This window comes from Streptomyces gilvosporeus (assembly GCF_002082195.1).
GTDB lineage: Bacteria > Actinomycetota > Actinomycetes > Streptomycetales > Streptomycetaceae > Streptomyces > Streptomyces gilvosporeus.
Window position 1 is genome coordinate 103,574 of record NZ_CP020569.1, and the last position, 17,842, is coordinate 121,415.

Annotated in this window: 17 protein-coding genes; 11 read left to right on the forward strand and 6 right to left on the reverse strand. The window is 70.3% G+C overall.

Annotation, left to right across the window (positions count from 1 at the left end; genetic code table 11):
- Positions 1–609: 609 nt before the first annotated feature.
- On the reverse strand, positions 610–1,422 hold the full coding sequence (locus B1H19_RS00585; RefSeq protein WP_083102315.1) for a hypothetical protein: 813 nt from the start codon (positions 1,420–1,422) through the stop codon (positions 610–612).
- A gap of 475 nt (positions 1,423–1,897) precedes the next feature.
- Here B1H19_RS00585 and B1H19_RS00590 point away from each other — a divergent pair, with 475 nt between their 5' ends.
- From B1H19_RS00590 to B1H19_RS00595, 3 genes are read left to right on the forward strand one after another with little or no spacing between them, the layout of a single operon-like run.
- Positions 1,898–3,259: an MBL fold metallo-hydrolase gene (locus tag B1H19_RS00590; RefSeq protein WP_083102316.1), complete on the forward strand. Its 1,362-nt coding sequence runs from the start codon at positions 1,898–1,900 to the stop codon at positions 3,257–3,259.
- A 30-nt stretch (positions 3,260–3,289) separates the two neighbouring features.
- Entirely contained in the window at positions 3,290–3,451 is a 162-nt protein-coding gene (locus B1H19_RS39125) for a hypothetical protein (RefSeq protein WP_203237060.1), read from the forward strand.
- On the forward strand, positions 3,448–4,197 hold the full coding sequence (locus tag B1H19_RS00595; RefSeq protein ID WP_083102317.1) for a sulfite exporter TauE/SafE family protein: 750 nt from the start codon (positions 3,448–3,450) through the stop codon (positions 4,195–4,197). Before B1H19_RS39125 ends, B1H19_RS00595 begins: the two co-directional genes overlap by 4 nt.
- A gap of 8 nt (positions 4,198–4,205) precedes the next feature.
- Here B1H19_RS00595 and B1H19_RS00600 read toward each other — a convergent pair whose 3' ends face one another.
- Positions 4,206–4,484: a metal-sensitive transcriptional regulator gene (locus B1H19_RS00600; RefSeq protein WP_083102318.1), complete on the reverse strand. Its 279-nt coding sequence runs from the start codon at positions 4,482–4,484 to the stop codon at positions 4,206–4,208.
- A gap of 84 nt (positions 4,485–4,568) precedes the next feature.
- Here B1H19_RS00600 and B1H19_RS00605 point away from each other — a divergent pair, with 84 nt between their 5' ends.
- The 6 genes from B1H19_RS00605 (at position 4,569) to B1H19_RS00630 (ending at position 11,277) form a co-directional block, all read left to right on the forward strand.
- The gene (locus B1H19_RS00605; RefSeq protein ID WP_083102319.1) at positions 4,569–5,135 is read left to right on the forward strand and encodes a rhodanese-like domain-containing protein; all 567 of its coding nucleotides are present in this window, start codon (positions 4,569–4,571) and stop codon (positions 5,133–5,135) included.
- A 175-nt stretch (positions 5,136–5,310) separates the two neighbouring features.
- Complete coding sequence (locus tag B1H19_RS00610) at positions 5,311–5,745, forward strand: VOC family protein (RefSeq protein WP_083102320.1); 435 nt, start codon at positions 5,311–5,313, stop codon at positions 5,743–5,745.
- A 96-nt stretch (positions 5,746–5,841) separates the two neighbouring features.
- Positions 5,842–6,273 (forward strand): hypothetical protein, encoded by a 432-nt coding sequence (locus tag B1H19_RS00615; protein ID WP_083102321.1) that lies wholly within the window; start codon positions 5,842–5,844, stop codon positions 6,271–6,273.
- Positions 6,270–9,026 carry a CHAT domain-containing protein gene (locus B1H19_RS00620; protein WP_083102322.1) on the forward strand — a complete coding sequence of 919 codons (2,757 nt, stop codon included), beginning with the start codon at positions 6,270–6,272 and terminating at the stop codon, positions 9,024–9,026. The genes B1H19_RS00615 and B1H19_RS00620 overlap by 4 nt, the downstream gene beginning before the upstream one ends.
- Positions 9,023–9,541: a hypothetical protein gene (locus B1H19_RS00625; RefSeq protein ID WP_159027904.1), complete on the forward strand. Its 519-nt coding sequence runs from the start codon at positions 9,023–9,025 to the stop codon at positions 9,539–9,541. Before B1H19_RS00620 ends, B1H19_RS00625 begins: the two co-directional genes overlap by 4 nt.
- Before the next feature lie 599 nt (positions 9,542–10,140).
- Positions 10,141–11,277 carry a DUF2235 domain-containing protein gene (locus B1H19_RS00630; protein WP_083102324.1) on the forward strand — a complete coding sequence of 379 codons (1,137 nt, stop codon included), beginning with the start codon at positions 10,141–10,143 and terminating at the stop codon, positions 11,275–11,277.
- A 330-nt stretch (positions 11,278–11,607) separates the two neighbouring features.
- On the opposite strand, the gene B1H19_RS00635 is transcribed toward B1H19_RS00630, so the two are convergent.
- Together B1H19_RS00635 and B1H19_RS00640 are read right to left on the reverse strand one after the other, a co-directional pair.
- A complete protein-coding gene (locus B1H19_RS00635) occupies positions 11,608–12,324 on the reverse strand; it encodes a response regulator transcription factor (protein ID WP_083102325.1) in 717 nt (238 codons plus the stop codon).
- Positions 12,279–13,502 carry a sensor histidine kinase gene (locus B1H19_RS00640; protein WP_418361418.1) on the reverse strand — a complete coding sequence of 408 codons (1,224 nt, stop codon included), beginning with the start codon at positions 13,500–13,502 and terminating at the stop codon, positions 12,279–12,281. The genes B1H19_RS00635 and B1H19_RS00640 overlap by 46 nt, the downstream gene beginning before the upstream one ends.
- A 408-nt stretch (positions 13,503–13,910) precedes the next feature.
- Between B1H19_RS00640 and B1H19_RS00645 the strand changes: the two genes are divergently transcribed.
- Complete coding sequence (locus tag B1H19_RS00645) at positions 13,911–14,696, forward strand: phytanoyl-CoA dioxygenase family protein (RefSeq protein WP_083102326.1); 786 nt, start codon at positions 13,911–13,913, stop codon at positions 14,694–14,696.
- Between the two features lie 80 nt (positions 14,697–14,776).
- Here B1H19_RS00645 and B1H19_RS00650 read toward each other — a convergent pair whose 3' ends face one another.
- Positions 14,777–15,382, reverse strand: a complete 606-nt coding sequence (locus tag B1H19_RS00650) for a TetR/AcrR family transcriptional regulator (protein WP_083102327.1) — start codon at positions 15,380–15,382, stop codon at positions 14,777–14,779.
- A gap of 216 nt (positions 15,383–15,598) precedes the next feature.
- On the opposite strand from B1H19_RS00650, the gene B1H19_RS00655 reads away from it, so the two are divergent.
- Entirely contained in the window at positions 15,599–16,768 is a 1,170-nt protein-coding gene (locus B1H19_RS00655) for an FAD-dependent oxidoreductase (RefSeq protein ID WP_083102328.1), read from the forward strand.
- 228 nt (positions 16,769–16,996) lie between these two features.
- Here B1H19_RS00655 and B1H19_RS00660 read toward each other — a convergent pair whose 3' ends face one another.
- A complete protein-coding gene (locus B1H19_RS00660) occupies positions 16,997–17,797 on the reverse strand; it encodes an SDR family NAD(P)-dependent oxidoreductase (protein WP_083102329.1) in 801 nt (266 codons plus the stop codon).
- Positions 17,798–17,842: the final 45 nt, after the last annotated feature.

Genomic DNA, 17,842 nt, shown 5'->3' on the forward strand with positions numbered 1-17,842 from the left:
GAGTTCGTCAGGTTCAGCCTCGTCCACGGGGGCGGAGGCATGCAAGAAGGCCGGTGCGTCGGCCGCTTGGTGACCGATACTGATGGGTCGATGTCTTCGGTGGGACATCGCCAGCCAACGAGGACCGGACGTGGCGCGAGGACGGCCAGCGGACAGCAGCCCACAAACGGTGCGAAGCAGACGGCCTGCTGGATCTCCACGTCGCCGTCGACCTCGACGTCCGCATGGCGCCAGAAGACACCGAGGAATTCCCGCTGTTGGCCGACCAGTCCTTGCCAACCGGCACGGCGCGCTCCAGCGAGTGCGGCCGCTACCGCATCACGGATGGCTGGTCAGCCCTGCTTGTCCATGCCCTTCCGCGTCAACTGGTGTGGGAATGGCGGGAGTCGGGCGCTCGCCGCGTAGCCGACTTCCCACGGCAGGGTGAGGCCACAGCATGTCACGTCACGTTCTTTCCCGGACATGCGGAGGCGGCGCGAGGGGCTGGCGCGAGCCGACCCCTGTTGCTGCTCCATCGAAAATCGAGACCCGGGCTCGATGCGATCGGCCGCACCCGAAGGTGCGAACTGCCGTACGACGCTCAGGCCGCCGGCCGCTCTCCCCCGGTCGTCACGAGCGGTGGGCCAGGAAGCGCTTGAGTACGTCGAGCCAAGCGGTGTTGTTGGTGCCGTGCGGGCCGCCTCCCCACAGGACGACGGCCTTGGTCGCCTTGCGGCAGGCTTGAAGCTCGTACGACCAGAGCTCGCGGGACATGTAGTGCTGCCCGGAATGCAGACCTTGGAACTGAGGCCACAGGTACGGGTACACGGGTTTGCCGGGGGCGAGCTGCTTGGCCTCGGCGAGAGCATGATCGAGCCTGTGCTGCCAACGGGCCTTGCTGTCCGTCGAGTTCGTGTAAAGACTGGGGAAGAGCACATCCTCACGCGCCGAGATGGCACGACCCAACGGGTAGTACCTGCGCTGGGTGTTGCCGAGCAGATCCCAAAAGCCGATCTGCTTGTGCGGGGCGACTTCACGCGTCCACTTCAGCAGGGTCGACAGTTTCCGGAAGCGGCGCTGGGCTACCTGCGGCGTGCCGGTGAGGTAGAGGGTCTCGTAGTCGAGCACGAGCGGCCCGGGGTTGGCCAAGTGCTGCCGCACGAGCTTCTGGTAGGCATCCTTGGGGGGCAGGACCAGTTCGGAGGTGGGACGGCCATCGGGGTGGTGGTGGCGCGTGGGCTGCCCCGAGAGGGCCGCCACCCGACCTTCGTAGATGATGTCGGCCTTGACCGCGCCGTACCGCGCCGGATCGAGGTGGGCGTAGAACGTCGTGTCGTAGACGGTGAATTGGTGCGGGGCAGCAGCATGCGTAGAAGGCGGGGATGCCTGCGAGGGAGCGGCCGATGCTACTTGTTGGCACGCGGTCAACATCAGCATGCCCATGACAGCTGCAAAAAGACGGCGCACGACCCGAGGCCACCTCTCTCCTTTGTGGGACGTTACAAGAAGATTGACGCTCTTCGTCCCGAGCATGCGGTCTCCGTCCGATAGCGGCTGGTTGTGGCGGTGCGCAGATCGTTCCGGCTGACTCCGGCCTCGAACCGGTGGGCCGGCGCGGGCGACGCTAGGGCGAGATCTTGTGGATTTGGTGTGGACGGCGCGCGAGGTGAGAGGACGGGCCGCGACGCCGTCACGGAACAGCTTGATGCCCGCCACTCCGCCCTCGGCGCGGCGCGAACTCCACGGCTTTCGTCGGCGCCGGCACCGCGCCCCCGCACCGCCGACCAGCGCTGCCCCGACGGCCGGCCGCCCCGCACCCTCACCGCACGCTCCCAGGAATACCCCCCGGGGTACCCCTGTTAGAGTGAAGGACAGATACCCCCCGGGGTACACCGTTTCTTGTGAAGGAGCCGCAGACGTGTTCTTCGTCGACACTCTGGAGTCCGCGGGCCTGGGCAATCGCAGCTATCTGGCCGGTGGCGCCCGTAGCGCGGTCGTCGTCGACCCGCCGCGGGACATCGACCGGGTGATCGCCGCCGCGGCGCGGCGCGGGGTGCGGATCGCCTACGTGGCCGAGACCCACCTGCACAACGACTACGTCAGCGGCGGTCTGGAGCTGGCCCGTCTCACCGGCGCGGCCTACCTGGTGCCGACCGCGGCCCGTGTGTCCTTCGCCCGTACCTCCGTCGCCGACGGTGACACCGTCGGCGTGGAGAAGGGCCTGGTGCTGCGGGCGATCGCCACCCCGGGTCACACCCCGCACCACACCTCCTACGTCCTGGAGGCGTGCGGGCGGGGGGTGGCGGCGTTCACCGGTGGGTCGCTGCTGATCGGTTCGGTGGGCCGCCCGGACCTGGTGGAGCCACGGCTGACCGAGCAGCTGGCCCGCGCCCAGCATGCCTCCGCCCATCGCCTGGTGGCCGAGCTGGACGACGCCGTACCGGTGCTGCCCACGCACGGGTTCGGCAGCTTCTGCTCCTCGTCCCAGGCCGAGGGGGATGCGACCACGATCGGCCGGGAACGCGCCACCAACGACGCGCTCACCCTGGACGTGGACACGTTCGTCGCGCGGATGACGGCCCAACTGGAGGACGTGCCCGCCTACTACGCGCACATGGGCCCGGCCAACGCCGTCGGCCCCGCACCCATCGACCTGACCCCGCCGGAGCCGGCCGACGCCGAGCAGATCGCCCAGCGGCTGGCGGCGGGCGAGTGGGTGGTGGATCTGCGCAACCGGGTCGCCTTCGCCGAAGGGCATGTGGCCGGGTCGTTCAACTTCGAGGGGGAGGGCAAGCTCGCCACCTATCTGGCCTGGCTGATCCCCTGGGGCAAGCCCGTCACTCTGCTCGCCGACACCCCCCAGCAGATCAGCGACGCGCAGCGCGAGCTGGCGCGGGTCGGCATCGACCGCCCGGCCGCCGCCACCGGCGACCCGGTCGCCTGGGTCCGCGAGGGCGAGCGGCTCGCCTCCTTCCCCCGCGCCCGCTTCGCCGACCTCGCCGGGGTGCGCGAGCGCGGCGAGGAAGTGGTGGTGCTGGACGTGCGCCGCGATTCCGAGCGCGCGCACGGCTTCGTCGAGGGCTCGGTGCACATCCCGATCCACGAGTTGCACGGCCGGATCGGCGAGGTGCCGGGCGGCACCGTGTGGGTGCACTGTGCGGGCGGGATGCGCGCGGCGATCGCCGCCTCCCTGCTGGACGCCACCGGACGGGACGTGGTCGCCGTCGACGACGGCTTCGACGCCGCCACGGCTGCGGGCCTGGTCCTCACCCGCTCCTGATCCATCCGCTCATCCCAGCAAGGGCACGTCATGTTCCTTTTCCGACGCGGCACGGGCCGCCGCACCCCCGAGCAGGCCCGCACCGGCACCAGTGACGGCACCGCGGTGCCGTGCGATGTCCGCGAGGTGCCGCAGCGGCAGGCCGGGCCGCCGGTCGTCGACGAGCGCGGGCAAAGCGGGCGGATAGCGTGAGCGCCCTGATTCTGGCCCTGGTCGCGGGAGCCGTGGTCGGCCTGGCGCTCGGTGCGCTCGGCGGCGGTGGCAGCGTTCTGGCCGTTCCGGCGCTGATCTACCTGCTCGGTTTCACCCCCGCCGCGGCCACCACCTCCAGCCTGATCATCGTCACCGCCACCTCCCTGACCGCCTTGTACGCACACGCTCGCGCCGGGCACGTCCGGTGGAAGGCCGGAGCGGCGTTCGCCGCCGCCGGACTCGTGCCGGCGGCCCTCGCCGGGGCCGCCTCCGCCCGCCTGCCCCAGGCCGTCCTCACCCTCGCCTTCGCGGTGATCGCCGCCCTGGCCGCGGTCAGGATGCTGCGTCCGGCCGGCCCGGTCAGTGCCGGAAGCAGCACGGTACGGCCGGGCAAGGCGGCCGGAGCCGGCGCGGGACTGGGTGCGCTGACCGGACTGCTGGGCGTGGGCGGCGGCTTCCTCGCCGTGCCGGCCCTGGTGACCGTGCTGGCCTTCGAGATGCCGGCCGCCGTCGGCACCAGCCTGCTGGTCATCACGACCAACTCGCTGGCCTCGCTCGCCACCCGCTCCGGTGCCGCCGCCTCCCTGGACTGGGCGGTGATCGGGCCCTTCGTCGCCGCCGCGGTCCTGGGAGCCTGGGACGGCAAACGCCTGGCCTCGAAGGTCTCCGGATCCCGCCTGCAGCGCATCTTTGCGATGGTCCTGCTGGCCGTGGCCGCCTTCATGCTCATCGACGCCCTGACGTGATGCCCAGCTCAGGCCAGCGACAGAAACAGCTTCTCCAGACGGGCACGCATCTGCTCGCGGTCACCGGGCGCCTGCCCGCCGTCGGCCATGCAGTGCTGAAGCCCCGTCGCGATGATCGCGAACCCGGCCCGGTCCAGTGCCCGGGAGACCGCCGCGAGCTGCGTGATCACATCCTCGCAGTCCCGACCCTCCTCGATCATCCTGATGATCCCCGCGATCTGCCCCTGCGCCCGGCGCAGCCGGTTGAGCACGCTCTTGAGCTCATCCGCCGCCATCTCCAGCTCCACGCTTCCTCCTCCACAGATACCCCGCAGGGTATTCTAGTCCGTTCGGGACGCCCGGACGGAGAAACGAAAGGGAACCCCACGCACATGAACACCCCCGCCTCCCTCCACCCCGTCCAGGCCGCCGAGGACCTGAGCGCCTACACCGTCATCGACGTGCGCACCCCCGGCGAATTCGCCGCCGGCCACCTGCCCGGCGCCCACAACGTCCCCCTCGACCACCTCGGTGCCGCCCTGCCCGCCCTCAAGGCGGCAGCCGCCCGCCGCACGCTGCTGATGGTGTGCGCCTCCGGCAACCGCTCCGCCGCAGCCTGCGCACAGCTCGCCGACGCCGACATCCCCGCCACCACCCTCACCGGCGGCACCACCGCCTGGATCCAGCAGGGCCACCGGGTCGACCGCGACACCACCGCCAAGGCCACCTGGCCCATGGAACGCCAGGTCCGCCTCGCAGCCGGCTCCCTCATCGTCGCCGGCCTCGCGCTCGGCACCCTCTACCCGCCCGCCCGCTGGCTGTCCGCCGCCATCGGAGGCGGCCTGGTCTTCTCCGCCGTCACCAACACCTGCGGCATGGCCGCGGTGCTGGCCAAACTCCCCTACAACCGGCCCCGCACCGCCGACCTCGATGCCACCCTGCAGGCCCTCGGACGGTGACCACGCACGGCCGTGGCCACCCCGCCCGCACAGGCGGGCATCCGCGAGCCAAGGCATCGATCCCGCGCCTCGTCAAAGGGCGATCCCAGTCCCATCATCTGAACCGGGGGTGACGGGCGGATCCGCCTCGGGAAATGAGCGGCGGGCTCCCCCTGGTACGCGGTACGGTGCGCCGATGTCAGCGATCAAGAAGTTCCAAGTCACCTTTGACTGCGCAGAACCGGAGCGCCTCGCTCGCTTCTGGTGCGAAGTGTTGGGGTACGTCATGCCGCCGCCACCGGAGGGGTTCACCACCTGGGACGATTTCAACCGCACCCTGCCTCCTGAGAAGCAGGGAGCATGGTCTGCCTGCAGTGATCCCTCAGGAGTGGGCCCGCGCCTGTACTTCCAGCGCGTCCCCGAAGGCAAGATAGTTAAGAATCGGGTGCATCTCGACGTCCGGGTCGGCACCGGGCTCGTGGGGGACGAGCGCCTCGCCACGCTCGAAGCCGAGTGCGCACGACTGGTGGCGCTCGGTGCGACCCACGTGCAAACGCTGTATGCCGACGGGGAAAACGAGTCGTGCATCCCGATGCTGGACATCGAGGGCAACGAGTTCTGTATCGACTGAGCGCTCTCCGAGCCCGGGAGCTGCAACCCTTTCCTTCCTGGACGCGTCCGAGTCAGCAGACCCAATTGGCCGCTGGGTGACTGAGATGGGGGAGCAGTGTCCGATATCGAGATGCGGTTGGCTCAGGAGCGCAGGTTCGTCGAGCGCAGGATCGAGGCGCTGCGGGAGGCGATCGAGCAGGGCCGGGCGAAGCCTGGCGATGCGGGCCGCCTGGCGACGGCCATGTACGAGCTCAAGTCAATGGTGCTGAGCCCGGTCACCGACGAGGAGTTGCTCGAGACCGTGCGCTGGGCGCACGCCGCCGACCCCAGCGACCCGAAGCCTCTGGAGGTCCTGGTCGGGGCGCTCTGCGTGGCACGGGTGAGGGCCGGGGACTCCCGGTGGGACGCTGAATTGGACGCAGCTACACGAGAGTTGGAGGTGCGGGCGCCCGACGCACCCGTTCTGGACCTGGTCCGCCGGGCACGGAGCGATCTTCAGTCACTGCTGGAAGACAATCGCCCGCGGCGCGGGGAGCGCGGTGCGTGAAAGACCCCGCCGAGCGTCTGGTCGACGAACTCCTCGCCGCCTCGTCGCTGCGCCAGGCGGAGTCCCTGCTCTTCGACAACGCTGGCGTGTGCGCGTGGGACAAACTCTGGGGGGCGCTCCTGCTCCGCAGGGACCGGCTCCGTGCGGCCGGGCGCCCAGCCGCCGAGCAGGCCGCCCTCCAGGTAGTGCGGCTGGTGGAGGAGAGCCGGGGCAGCTGGGAACTCCTCGCGCACCGGCGCAGGCAGCGCTCCCGGATCGACGAGGTCTTCCCGGTCGCGCCCACGAAACCGCGCATGGTCCTGGAACAGATAGTGCTGGAACACCTCGACCGCGGTGACCTCGAGGCCGCGCTCGCCAGTGCCCGGAAAACGGACGCCCTGCCCTGCACGGACCGGGACGAGCAGGCCCGCATCGCCGAGGTGCGGGTGCATCTCGCCTATGCGCTCCAACGTGTGCACCGCAACCGCGAGGCGCTGGATATCTTGGAGTCCGTCGACGCCGACCCGGAGGGCCCGTGCCTGCTGCCGCACGGCGGCCCGGCCTACCTTGCCGCCGGTCATCTCCACCTCAAGCGCGGATCGTTGTACCAGAGCCTCGGGCTGCACGGCCGCGCGCGGCACGCCTTCGCGCGTGCCTGCCAACTGGCCGAGCCGATCGGCAACGATCTGGTGGAGGCACTCGCTCGGACGGGGCTGGCCGATGCCTTCTCCGCAGTGGGCCGGCACCGCGACGCAGTGCGCGAACACCGCCGGGTCATCGACCTCATCCAGACCCGGCGTCCCGATGAGGACGTGGCGCTGGCCCACGCGCTGAACCACCTCGGTGAGGCTCTGCGCATGGCCGGCGACGCAGCGGGGGCCCGCTCCTGCCACCAGCGCGCGCTGGAGCTGGTGGGTGGCCAAGACGGCTGGGCTCTCGTCGAGTCGGCGGCCCGGTTCGGGCTGAGCGACGCGGCCCTGGAGTCCGGCAGCGGGGAGGAGATGGTGGAGAACCTCTTCCAGGGCTTCATCGTTACGCTCACCCCCGATCTGCAGTCGCTCGGCACTGGTCTGAGTCGGCTCGCCGCTCGGCTGACCCAGGACGTCCCGGAGACAGACCTGCTGATCTCGCTCACTGAGATCTTTCTCGACGGCTTCGCCGGCCCGAAAGAACCTTCCTCTCCCGGGTACCGGCGCCTCTCGCTGCTCTTTGATCGCGCCCTGGCCCTCCAGCACCGTCGACAGAGGCGACGTCGGGAAGCAGCGACACTGCTCAGCCGTCTTCGCCGGCAGACGCAGGAGGATCCGGAGCAGTTTCAGTACCACGCAGTGACGGCCGACCTGGCCGAGACGCTGGCAGCCGGTTCGCACGCAGACCGCCAACTCGCCGTCGATCTGCTGTGGCAGTCGCGTACAACACTCCTGCGCCGCCTCGCCGCAGAGGCGGACGCGGACACCGGCGTCGCGGACCCGCAGAGCACGCGGGCGGCCGTCCAGCAGCACCGGGTCCTCCACCACCTCCTCGCAGACCTGCTGCTCGACCACGGGCGGGAGCTGCACGTGCCCAGCGCCCGCTCGCCGGAAGAACTGGCCTTCGACATCCACGAGGAGGTCGCGCAGCCCGGACGCCGCACCGGGTTCGCGTCCGTTCGCGAGCGTCTGCGGAGTGAGCATTCGGCCGAGCACTGCGCGTTTTTGGCATTCTTCCCCGGAGAGGACCAGACCACGGTCTTCACGTACGTCCCGGCCACCGAGGCGCTCCGCGTGAACCGGGTGCCCATCGGACACAAGCAGCTCACTGACGCGGTCACCGAGCTGCACCGCGCCTTCGACGGCGACCCGCACACCTTCCCGCCGCTGCCACCACTGCATCCGCGCCGGCCATGGCGTCGACCTACCCCATTCCTTGACTCGCTCACGCCCCTGATCGCGGCCTTCCTGCCGTACGTGCGCGACCGGGAACTCCTGCTCGTCGCCGGGGAAGGGCCGATGCAGAGAATCCCCCTGCATGCTGTCCCGATGCCGGACGGCCGACCGCTCGCCGCCGCCCACGCCGTTGTCCGGGTGCCACACCCCCAAGCTCTGGTCGCCGGTGGCAGGCCCCGATTCACGACAGCTGGAACCCGGCCGGTGTTCTGCGCGGGCGTGGCTGCGCGGGAGGACCCCGCCCCGGAGCGTTTCGAGAACGACGCCGACCTGCTGACGGTCCCCTCCTGGTCGGTGGACCGGCTGACCGGAACGGCTGCGGACCGACATACGGTCCTCCGGCGCCTGGCCACAGCCCAGATCGCCCACCTCACCTGCCACGGATACTTCGACCGGCGCGAGCCTCTGGACTCCGGGCTTCTGGTCTCCCATGACGGGAAGCTCCCGAGCAAGGCCGCCGGCCGGCTCTCGGTCCGCGCGCGTCTCGACCACCTGATCACGGTCCGAGATTTTGCCCGCTATGTACTGGACCTGGACCTCCTCACTCTGCGTGCCTGCGCTACCGGATACGACGAATTCGCCGCCGGCGAGGTCGAAGACCTGGTGGAGGCGCTGCTGGGGTCGGGCGTCGGCAGCGTAGTGGCCGCGCTGTGGAACGTCGACGAGACGAGCTCCCGACGCTTCCTCGCGGACTTCTACCAGCGTCTTGCCGCCGACCCGAACAAGCCGGTCTGGCGCGCCTTTTGGCAGGCGCAACGCAACATGCTCGCGCGGCCAGACCACGACTGGCAGGCCCACCCCTACCACTGGGCTGCGCCTTCCCTCTCCGGCGATTGGAGCCGACTGTGACCACTCCGCTCGAACCCTCCAAGGAATTCGGCATGTTGACCGACCGTTCGGTGCAGCTCTCCCTCCAGGAGATCGCCGAGGACCTCGGCGCTTCCGACCCGATCCAGACGCCCCTGGATGCCTCCGAGGCCCAAGCTCTGATCGAGGCCCTGCTCCGTGCGGGTGGCCGATCGCCCGAGGCCGTGGCCGCGGCGCTGGAGGGCGTGCACGACCATGCCGCCGCACGTCGGCTCCTTGCCGAGCTGTCCCATGACGCCGAGACAGCGCAGCTCACGGCGGCCGTCCTGGCCGATCCGCCTGCGGACGAGCAGATGAGCGTGGAGCATGCCGTTGCTTCCGCAGTACTGTTGGGCGCCCTGGTGTCCTGGCTTCAGACGAAGATAGACATCGAGATCAAGCGCACCGAGGGGAAGTCGGAGTTCCGCTTCCGGGTGACCAAACAGGCGGCATCCGCCAGTCTGCTCCGCGATCTGGCTCGCCTGGTCTCCCGCATCCTCAGCGGCCCTCCAGAGTGACGCCTCCGGGGCCTGGCCGGCCCGCTTCGGGTCTCCTAACCCGGGGTGTCGACGTGGTTGCCCTCCACCCACTGGCGGGGCAAAACAGCTTGTGCAGACCCAGATCTCAGACCCGGCGCCTCTCGCACCAAGGACCTGCCCGACCCGAGCGGCCGAACGGGGCAGCTGCGCCGCACAGCACAGCCTTCCGAGGTCCCAGGGAGGCACGCCGCCCACCGTCCTGATCCGGCGATGGCGGCATCCACGGCATCCAGATCAAGGTCCGTTCCAGTCAATTGTACGACGCTATGTCCTTTATCACCTCTCAGTGGGCGACGCCAGATCTATGAAGCCGACAGACCTATGGAGCCCGCCGCCGTGTCAACGTCCGCATCAAGTGCCGGTTGGGCAACCGTCGATGAGGTGGGGTCCGGGTTGGATGACGGTCAGCCAGTCCTTCCCGAATGGCGAGGTCGGCGGTGCGGTGCGAGCATCGAAGCAGCGCTGTCGGCCCGTGGGCACCGGTGGGCCTCGGCGTGCGGAGCGAGATGCCGCGAGACCTGCCGGGGCGATGACGTCGATGTTGCGCGGGCCGGACTTTCTCCCCGGAGGAGGATGCCATGGCCAAACGGCTGATCGTCTGCTGTGACGGTACGTGGAACCTCGCCGACCAGCCCGGCAAGACGAACGTGACCAAGGTTGCCCTGTCCGTCCTGCCGCGAGCCGCCGGGGTGGAGCAGCGCGTGTACTACCACAGCGGCGTGGGCACACGCCGAGGGGAGCACCTGCGCGGCGGCGCGTTCGGCATGGGTCTGTCCAGCAACGTCATGGACGCTTACCGCTTCCTCGTCGACACCTACGAGCCCGGTGACATGCTCTACCTCTTCGGCTTCAGCCGAGGGGCGTTCACCGCCCGCAGCCTGGCCGGCCTGGTGCGCAACTGCGGCATCCTGCGCCGGGAGAACGCCGGACGCATCAACGAGGCATGGGCCCTCTACCGCGACCGGATCGAGAAGCCGACCGGCACGGCTTCCGTTCTGTTCCGCAGGTCGTACGCACGGGAGACGGGAATCCACTTCATCGGTGTGTGGGACACGGTCGGTTCCCTCGGCATCCCGGACGCCGGTCCCCAGTGGCTGGAGCCGGCCGTGCGCCGGGGCAACCGTCGGTGGGCTTTCCATGACACCGAGCTGAGCAGCTGGGTGAAGGGAGCCTTCCAGGCGCTGGCCATCGACGAGCAGCGCACACCGTTCGAGCCGACGCTGTGGCACCAACAGCCCGGTGCCGCCGACAACGGGCAGGAGCTGAAGCAGGTCTGGTTCACCGGAGTGCACACCGACGTCGGCGGCGGCTACAAGGAGACGGCACTGTCCGACATCACTCTGCTGTGGATGGTCGACCAGGCCCGCAGGTACGAGCTGGAGTTCGACAACGAGGCCCTCAGCGAGGCCGGGCCGCACGAAATGGCCCCGGACAGGAGCATCGAATTCCGGGTGCGGCCGGACAACATGGGAACGCCGCACGACTCACGCACCGGCCTCTACCGACTGGCCCGACCGTGGCACCGGCCGATCGGGCAGGCCGCGGACTGCCAGGGCCGTCTCGACGGCTGCGAATACCTCTCGGACACCGCCAAGGAACACCACGACAGGGTCGCGTCCTACCGGCCACCCGAGCTCGACCGATATCTCACTCAGGGACGGATACACGTCGAACCGGTATCCCTTCCCGCTCTGACCAGTCGGCCGGATCGGTGAGTTCATCTGGATGGAGTGGGGGCCGGGGCCTTCCCGAAGATCTTCCCGATGTGGCCGAACGAGACATCCGGATTCTCCCCCTCACGCCGGCCGACCTTCGGCGCGTTGGCGCCGGACGGCTCACCGTTGTCGACCCCTGGCATCTCGGGATCCGTTTGAGGGTCTTCGACGAACGTCTGCCGCGAAACGTCCTCACGACAGTGGGTCTTGGACCACCAATGGCCGCCGCTGAGCTCCGGGCGGCCGGGCGGCGGACAGCCGTCGGACGATCGGGGAACGCCCGCACCATGCCGTGCGCCCGTGCGCCCGTGCGTCCCCACGGCGACCCCGTCACCCCGGCAGCACGAACCCGCATTCATACGCCGCGATCACCGCCTGCGTCCGGTCCCGTACGCCGAGCTTGGCCAGCACCCCCGCCACATGGGTCTTGACCGTGGCCGGGCCGACACCCAGCCGGACAGCAATCTCGGCGTTCGTCAGGCCCTGCGCCATCAGCCGCAGGACCGCCCCCTCCCGCTCCGAAAGCCGGGCCCGCAGCCTGCGCGCGGCATCGTCCGCCGCCCGCTCCCCCGCATGCCGGGCGGCCAACGCGCGCACCGCCGCCGGGAACAGCAGCGAATCGCAGCGCGCCACCAGGCGTACGGCCTGCACCAGTTCCTCCGCCTTGGACCGCTTGAGCAGGAATCCGCTGGCCCCGGCCCGCAGCGCGTCATACACATACGCATCGTTCTCGAACGTCGTCACCACGATGATGCGCGGCGGTTCGGGCATCTGGGCCAGGATCTGCTCGGTCGCCCGGATGCCGTCGATCTGCGGCATCCGCACATCCATCAGGATGATGTCCGGACGCAGTTGGCGGACGAGTGGCACCGCCTCCGCTCCCGTGGTGGCCTCCCCGACCACCTCCATATCGGGTTCGGAGGCGAGGATGGCGCGCAGCGCGGTGCGCACCAGCCGTTCGTCGTCGGCCAGGACGATGCGCAAGGGCGCTGCGTGCTCGCTCACCGGCCCGCCTTCGCGATCGGGAGGCCGGCCGTCAGCCGCCATACGCCGTCATGTGCACCGGCCGCCGCCTGCCCGCCCAGCAGCCGGGCACGCTCGCCGATACCGCGCAGCCCCAGCCCCCCGCCAGCCCGGGCCGCCGGTTTCGATTCCGTCACAGGGTTCTCCATCACAAGCGTCAACTCATCATCATCTATGTGCAGTTGGAGCCGTACGGTGACCTGACCGGCGTGCCGCAGCGCATTGCTCAACCCCTCCTGCACGATCCGGTACGCCTCGCGGGAGACCACCGGCGGCAGCCCCGCGCAGCCGCCCTCGACCACCGCCTCGACGGTCAGCCCCGCCGCGCGGGTGCGGTCCAGGAGGGCGTCCAGGGCGTCGAGGGTGGGCGCCGGGGCGGTGGAGGCGGTGTCGTCCTCGCGCAACAGGCCCAGGACGGTGTCCAGTTCGGCGACGGCGTCGCGGGTGGTCTCCTCGATGGCGGTCAGGGCCTGGCGGGCGAACTCCGGGTCCGCGTCCAGGACCCGGCGGGCTGCGGTTGCCTGGAGGGTGACCGCGCTCAGCGCGTGCCCCACCGAATCGTGCAGCTCGCGGGCCAGCCGGTTGCGCAAGGCCAGGTCGGCGGCCCGGCGCTCGGCCGCGGCCAGCCGGTCGGCGGGTACGGGACCCAGCAGGACCGGGGCCAGACGGGCCAGCAGTTGCCCGGCTCCCCAGGCCGTCGCGACTACCAGGAGCATCAACGCCAGCCCCGCCAGCGGGCCGAGCGCGCCGGGGACGGCCCGGTGCCACGCCGGGAAACCGCGCTGCATCGGCACCGAGAACGGCAACACCACCAAGACGAACGCGGCCGGCGGCGCGGCCAGCGACATTCCGCTCACGATCCCGCCGGCCGCGTTGTGTGCCAGGAACCACAGTGCGGTTCGCCACCGGGCGGCCCACCCGTACCCCGGTCCGTCGGCCAGCAGCTTCCCCGGCACACCACAGAACGACCGCACGGCACCCACCGCCAGCGACCGCACCGGTCCCACAACCAACCCGACCATCCCCGTAAGCGGAAGGGCAACACCGAACGCGATGAGCTGGGTCGTGATGTCTCGGTCCGTGCCGGTGCTGTCCCTGACCATCGGCACAATGACCGACGTCACCATGAAGGACGGCATCAGCATCGCGCCGCCGATCACCAGATGAGCCCAGCGCAGTGCGTGCAGTCGGAGTCCGGTCAACCGCCTTTCGTTCACCGGCCGTTCGCTGGAACTCAGCTCGCCGAGCCACCGTTCGCCCAGTCGCCGTGTGTTCAGTCGCACCGCGCGGCCTCGGACTCGGCCTGGCGCCCGGCCCGGCGCCCCGCGAAGAAGTGGGCGCCGGCGGCGGCCATCAGTATCGGGGTGATCATCTGGACAGAGTAGGTCAGACTCACCACCGGTGTGGGCAGCTTGCACCAGGGCGGCAGGCGGCGCCCGCGGCCGTAACCGACGGCAGTGCAGCGCGGCCCGTCCGCGGCTCGGAAGATCGAGCGCTTCTCACCGAAGGTCGCCGGTCTCAGAGGGGCAAGAAGGGCTCGGTGACCACCCGACAAAGGCGGTGCGGACAATGTCGGGTGATCGGGACCGGTGCCGCCGCACGATGAGGGCATGGATGACACGACCTTGGTATCCCGCTTCCTCCGCGACGGCTTCGTGAAGCTGGAGGGCGCCGTCGCACCGCGCGTGGCCGCGGACTGCGCGCGGCTGCTGTGGCGAGAGACGGGCTGCGACCCGGACGCCCCGTCGACGTGGACGCAGCCCGTGCACTGGGTGGCCGGCATGGCGCAGGGACCGTTCGCCGCCGCGCCCAACTCCCCGTCTCTGCATCGCGCGTACGACCTGCTCGTCGGCGCGGGACGCTGGGAGCCGCGCTACTCGCTGGGCACGTTCCCGCTGCGCTTCCCGCACGAGGAGGAACCGGACGACGCGGGCTGGCACATCGAGGGGAGCTATCTGCCGGAGGGCGAGAGCTGGTACTTCACAAATCTGCGCTCCCGGGGCCGGGCGTTGCTGATGCTGTTCCTGTTCAGCGAGGTCGGTGAGGAGGACGCCCCGACCCGGATCCGGGTCGGCTCACACCTCGACGTGCCGAAGGTGCTGGAGAAGTACGGGGAGGACGGGGCGAGCGGGCTGGACCTTGCGCCCGATCTGGTGGCGGCGTCCGACCACCGGCCACTCGCCCTCGTCACCGGGTCCCCGGGCGACGTTTTCCTGTGCCATCCGTTCCTGGTGCACGCGGCGCAACCGCACCATGGGGTGCGGCCGCGCTTCATGGCCCAGCCGCCGCTGATGCCGGCCGCACCGTACGAACTGGAGCGGGCCGACGGCGCGTACTCACCCGTGGAGATCGCGATCCGTCGGGGCCTGGGACAGGGAACCCCAGTCACCGACTGACAGCGGGGCGGAAGGGCGCGTTGTCTCGCTGGTTCTTCCACGCGGCAGACGGCACCTCGTCATCCCCTCGCCCGTCGCGGTCACCCATCCCGGCCGGTGTGGTCTCCCTGTCGCGCCAGCGCAGTGGCACCCCAGCCCTGTTCCAGCAGGGCGAACAGGTCGCCCATGGCCCGGGCCGGATCGTCGCTCGCGTGGGCGAGACTGCGGGCCTCCAAGGCGAAGCGGGCCAGGCCGGTGACGGCGAGGTCGTCCGGGGCCAGCCCGGTGGCCTCGGCGAGCGTGGCGGCCAGTGCCTTTTCGTGGCGCGTCCACATGTGCCGGGCGTAGTCCCGCAGCGCGGGGGTGGAGTCGACGAGGACGAAAAACGGGTCGTCGGCCCGTACGGCGGCGTGGGTGTGCACCATGTGGTCGCGCAGGGCGTGCAGCGCGGACTGGCCGGGGGCTCGGTCGCGCACGGCGGCTACCAGGGCGCTCTCGACGTCCGCGTCCAGGTCGAAGACGAGGGCTTCCTTGCTGGGGAAGTGCTTGAAGAGCGTGCTCAGCGAGACGTCGGCCGCCTCCGCCACCTCGCGCACACCGACGTTGTCGAAGCCGCGCTCGGTGAACAGCCGCAGTGCGGCGTCCGCCAGGGCCTGCCTGGTCTGCGCCTTCTTGCGCTCACGGCGCCCTGGTGTCGTCTCGGCCATGACCCCCACCCTACCCGTGCAGCGACTCGATCGTAAACACGATCGGCTGGAAAGTCGGAGCAGTTGTACTTTTGTGGCTGCTGTGTTTTTGTGGACACCGCGACGGGGAGCCCACCGGCATCCAGCGGGCCCGCCGGCATCCGGCCGCGCGCCCTGGGACGGACCCGGGGCGTTCCCCACGACCTCGTTGACGCGTAGAAACGGAGCCCGACACTCATGTCCACCACCCCTCGCATCGCCATCATCGGCGCCGGCCCCGGCGGCCTCGTCTGTGCGCGCGTCCTCCAGCGGCACGGCGTGCCCGTCACGGTCTTCGAGCGTGAGGCCGACCCCAACTCCCGTTCACAGGGCGGCACCCTGGACATCCACGAAGACACCGGCCAGGTCGCCCTGCGCGCCGCCGGACTGTTCGACCAGTTCCTCGCCCTGTCCCGGCCGGAAAGCCAGGAGTGGCGCCTGTACGACCGCCACGCGGCCCTGATCCGCCACGACCAGGCCGACGAGGGAGATCTGAGCAGGCCCGAGATCGACCGCGGCCAGCTGCGCACCCTCCTGCTGGACTCCCTCGCCCCCGGCACGGTCCGCTGGGGCCACGCCGTACAGGCCGTCACCCCACTCCCCCACGGAACCGTCCAACTGCACCAACACGACCGCACCATCGAGGAATTCGACCTGGTCATCGGCGCCGACGGCGCCTGGTCCCGGGTACGCCCCGCGCTCTCCGATGCCCAACCCACGTATGCCGGCGTCACCATGGTGGAAGCCCACTTCGATGACATCGACCACCGTCACCCCGACATCGCCCGGCTGATCGGCGCCGGCAGCATGTCGGCCAAGGCGGGCCGCCGCAGTCTGATGCTGCAGCGCAACAGCAACGGACACGTGCGCGCCTACATCACCTTCCGCGGTCCCCAGGACTGGCACGCCGACCTCGACCTCGCCGACACCGAGGCCGTGCGCGCCCGCCTCCTCGCCCAGTACCAGGGCTGGGACGAGAGCTTGCTGGACATCCTGCGCGACAACGAGGGCGGTTTCCTCAACCGGCCCATGTTCGTCCTCCCTGTCCCCCACACATGGCAGCGCGTCCCCGGCATCACCCTGCTCGGCGACGCCGCCCACCTGATGCCGCCCGTCGGAGTCGGCGCCAACCTGGCCCTGCTCGACGGCGCCGAACTCGCCCGGGCCGTTATCGACCACCCCACCGTCGACGAGGCCCTCGACGCCTACGAAAGCGTCATGCTGCCCCGCGCCATCGACAACGCGAAGACCGCCCAGCACATGCTCGCCACCCTCATGCCCGACGAGGACTCCGACGAGGCCCTCTTTCCCGAGGCAGCGTGGACGGCCGGTACCCTCCCGGACTCGCCCCCCGTCCACACCAACTGAGTCCAGCCCACGGATATATGACGATCCGTCAACCACGCTACAGCTTCACGGCTTCGACGTCCCCAGCCCGTCAGCGGCAGGTCGGCACCTGCGCGATACGTCCCGTGGTCGATACGGACGGACAAGAGGAGCGAGGAGCACAGGCGAGAAGTACAAGTGAGGAGTAGGGCGGCCTGATGGTCGCCCCACCAGCTCAGAATCGGCGGTGCAGCGGCTCCGCCCGCCGGCTCACGCCCGCGCGCCGCCATCGACAGGAAGGACCGCGCCGGTCACGTAGGAGGCGCGGTCGCTGAGAAGCCAGGCGGCGGCCTGTGCGATTTCGTCGGGGTCGGCCATGCGGCCCAGTGGGGTCCGCGCCGTGATCCGTTCGAGAACGCCAGGTGACTCTGCCTCCCAGGTGCGGATCATCTCGGTGAGTGTGCCGCCGGGGGCGATCGCGTTGACCCGGATGCCCTCCGAGGCGTAGGTGAGGGCGGCCGACTCGGTCAGGCTGTTGACCGCCCGTTTCATCGCGCCATAGACGGGCAGCTCGGGGTTGCCCCGCAGGCTGCCGACGCTGCTGTTGTTGACGATGGCTCCTGTCCCGGCGGTGGCCCGGATCGCGGCGACCTCGGCGACCATGGCCAGCCATGGGCCTTTGAGGTTCACGGCGTAGACATGGTCGAAGTCGGCCTCCCGCGCCTGGTCCATCGGGCCCGGCGGCACGATGGTCGCGCCGTTGTTGAAGGCGATGTCGAGCCTGCCGTACAGATCCACGGCCCGGTCGACGGCAGCCCGCACGCCGGCCGCGTCGGCCAGGTCGCACAGTACGTAGTCGGCGATGCCGCCCGCGGCGCGGACCTCCTCGGTCACCGCCTTCAGCTGTGCCTCGGTCCGGGCCGCGAGCAGCACCCGGGCGCCCTCGCGGGCGAACAGCCGGGCCGCGGCGGCGCCGATCCCGCGACCGGCACCGGTGATGAAGGCGACTTTGCCGGCCAGCAGACCCAGGGCGGCGGGAGCTGACGGGTCGTTGGTGGGTGTGTTGTCCATGGCAGCGAGCCTGCGTCCGGTCACGGATTTCATCCAGGCCCCAGC